The organism is Dietzia sp. B19 (assembly GCF_014145155.1).
GTDB lineage: Bacteria > Actinomycetota > Actinomycetes > Mycobacteriales > Mycobacteriaceae > Dietzia > Dietzia natronolimnaea.
Map to the genome: position 1 here is coordinate 1 of NZ_JAALED010000368.1, position 3,072 is coordinate 3,072.

A 3,072-nucleotide genomic window follows, 5' to 3' on the forward strand; every position below is an offset into this window, starting at 1 on the left:
GCACTGGGCCTGGACTGGTGGGACGACCCGCACAACGTCGACCCGGCTTTCACCCGCGTGCGACTACGCCACGAGGTGCTCCCGCTCCTCGAGGACGTCCTGGGGGGCGGGGTGGCGGAGGGGTTGGCGCGGACCGCGGAGCTGCTCCGGACCGACGACGACGAGCTGGACCGTCTCGCCGCCGCCGTGCCCGTCTCCGGAGACGGCGTGCTGGACGTCTCCGTCCTCGAGCCGCTCACGCAAGCTGTGCTGACCCGGGTCCTGCGGCGATGGCTGCTGGCCCACGGCTGCCCCTCGCCCACGTACGCGCACCTGTCATCGGTGGCCGCCCTCGTCACGGACTGGCACGGGCAGGGGGGAGTGGCGGTGGGGGGCACGGGCCCGGACGGGTCGGGTGTGTCGGCGGGCCGGGGCAGGTTGGTCGCTCGGCGACGGCATGGAAAGGTGGTCCTCGAGATCGACCGGGCGAGTGGAGCGGGGACGTAGATGAGCACGGACAAGTACGCCGACGAGATCGAGTCGGTGCTCATCGACACCGATGTGATCCGCGACCGGATCGCCGAGATGGGCGCGACGATCGGGGAGCGCTACCGGGACTCCGAACAGGAGGTCGTGCTGGTCGCCGTGCTCAAGGGCGCGGCGATCTTCGTCTCCGACTTCGCCCGGGCGCTGACCATCCCCTCCGAGCTGGAGTTCATGGCGGTCAGTTCCTACGGCTCCTCCACCAGCTCCTCGGGAGTGGTGCGGATCCTCAAGGACCTCGACCGTGACATCGCGGACCGCGACGTGATCATCGTGGAGGACATCATCGACTCGGGCCTGACCCTGTCGTGGCTGATGCGCAACCTCCGCACCCGCAATCCGCGCTCGCTGGAGATCGTCACCCTGCTGCGCAAGCCCGACGCGGTCAAGGCGGACCTGGACATCCTCGAGATCGGGTTCGACATCCCCAACGAGTTCGTGGTGGGGTACGGCCTGGACTTCGCCGAGCGGTACCGCGACCTGCCGTACATCGGCCGGCTGCACCCGCGCATGTACTCCTGACCGACGCTGTTGGACACATGTCTGGCAATTTCGTGATCCAGGTCACGCGAGGCGGTTAGCCTGGCGACATGTTCCCGGGAACCTTCGCCGCCACCACGCCCGACAAGCCCGCCGTGATCCGCCCCGCGACGGGCGAGCAGATCACCTACGCCGAGCTCGAGGCCAGGTCGGCCCAGCTCGCGCACGTCCTGACCGACGACTGGGGGCTGCGCCCCGGTGACACCATCGCCGTGGTCTCGGACAACACCCTCGAAATGGTCGAGATCTACTGGGGGGCGTTGCGGGTCGGGCTCTACATCGCCGCCATCAACCATCACCTGACGGCCGACGAGTCCTCCTACATCATCGGGGACTGCGGTGCCCGCGCCCTCTTCGTCTCCGCTCCCGTGGCCGACCACGTCGACCTGTCCCCGGACGCGCACCCCGACGTCGAGCACCGGGTGGTGTTCGGCGGGTCGCTCGACGGGTTCGCGGACTACCGAGAACTGCTGGCCGACAAGCCCACTGATCCGCCCGCCGACCAGCCCCGCGGCCACGACTTCCTCTACTCCTCCGGCACCACCGGACGGCCCAAGGGCGTGCGCGTGGACCCGCCGGAGGGGCAGATCGACGAGGTCCCCGACGTCTACACCCCGGTGTTCAGCTTCCTCTACGCGTTCGACGCCGACAGCGTGTACCTGTGCCCCGCGCCGCTGTACCACGCGGCCCCGCTGCGGTTCTGCGGCGTGGTCAACTCCGTCGGCGGGACCGTGATCCTCATGGACCGCTTCGACGCCGAGGAGTCACTGCGCCTCATCGAGGAGTACCGCGTGACCCACTCGCAGTGGGTGCCGACGATGTTCGTGCGCATGCTCAAGCTGCCGGAGGAGACGCGGATGCGTTACGACGTGTCCAGCATGACCCACGCGATCCACGCCGCCGCCCCGTGCCCGCCCGAGGTCAAGCGCCGGATGATCGAGTGGTGGGGCCCGGTGATCCACGAGTACTACTCGGCCACCGAGGGCATGGGGATCACGTTCATCAACTCGCAGGAGGCGCTCGAACGCCCCGGATCGGTGGGCCGCGACGGGCTCAAGGGCATCGCGCACATCTGCGACGAGGAGGGCCGCGAGCTGCCCATCGGCGAGATCGGCACCATCTACTGGCAGCAGGACGAGGGCACCTTCGCCTACCACGGCGATCCGGACAAGACCGCGTCCGTCTTCCACCCCGAGCACCCCAACTGGTCCACCTTCGGCGACGTGGGTTACCTGGACTCCGACCGCTTCCTCTACCTCACCGACCGCAAGGCGTTCACCATCATCTCCGGCGGCGTGAACATCTACCCGCAGGAGATCGAGAACGCACTCGCGCTGCACCCGGCGGTCGAGGACGTCGCGGTGATCGGGATCCCGGACGAGGAGATGGGGGAGAAGGTCCACGCCGTGGTGGTGCCCGCTCCCGACCGCGCCGACGACCCCGACCTGGGCGAGGAGATCCTCGGATCGCTCCGCGGCCACATCTCGGACTTCAAGATCCCGCGGGCGGTGGACTTCGTCGACGAGCTACCCCGCACGCCCACCGGGAAACTGGTCAAGCGCCGGATCCTCGACCGCTACACGAGCGGAACCGTCGCCTGAGGCGCCGATGGACCTGACCGGCGAGTTCGAACGCGAGCGACCGAGACTCACCCGGATCGCCGCGCGAGTCCTCGGTGATCCGGCCGAGGCCGAGGACGCGGTCCAACAGGCGTGGCTGCGGCTGGCGAGGACCGACGCCGCCGCCGTCGACAACCTGCAGGGATGGCTCACCACCGTGGTCACCAGAGTGTGTCTGGACCGTCTCAAGGCCGCGGTGCCGGTGCCCGTGCCCGGGGACGCGCCCGATCGTCCGGGTGCCGATCCCGACCCCGCCGAGGAGGTGGCCCTCGCCGAGTCGGTGGGGTCGGCGCTGCACCTGGTGCTCGACCGGCTGTCCCCCGCCGAGCGGGTGGCGCTGGTCCTCCACGACTCGTTCGCCGTCGACTTCGCCACCATCGCCGGGATCCTG

General features: G+C 69.5%; 4 protein-coding genes. All 4 read left to right on the forward strand.

Going from position 1 to position 3,072, the window contains the following annotated elements:
- Window positions 1-486 (forward strand): TilS substrate-binding domain-containing protein (locus G6020_RS10955; protein ID WP_182610651.1); only part of this gene is annotated, 486 nt, incomplete at its 5' end.
- Entirely contained in the window at window positions 487-1,044 is a 558-nt protein-coding gene (gene hpt, locus G6020_RS10960) for a hypoxanthine phosphoribosyltransferase (protein WP_182610652.1), read from the forward strand.
- 68 nt (window positions 1,045-1,112) lie between these two features.
- The gene (locus G6020_RS10965; RefSeq protein WP_179524469.1) at window positions 1,113-2,663 is read left to right on the forward strand and encodes an acyl-CoA synthetase; all 1,551 of its coding nucleotides are present in this window, start codon (window positions 1,113-1,115) and stop codon (window positions 2,661-2,663) included.
- Between the two features lie 7 nt (window positions 2,664-2,670).
- A partial coding sequence (locus G6020_RS10970; protein ID WP_277815270.1) for a sigma factor occupies window positions 2,671-3,072 on the forward strand: 402 nt, incomplete at its 3' end.

Excerpts from the sequence above, each read along its gene's own strand:
- hpt (WP_182610652.1), top strand. The coding sequence starts at position 487 with ATGAGCACGGACAAGTACGCCGACGAGATCGAGTCGGTGCTCATCGAC.
- G6020_RS10965 (WP_179524469.1), top strand. The coding sequence starts at position 1,113 with ATGTTCCCGGGAACCTTCGCCGCCACCACGCCCGACAAGCCCGCCGTG.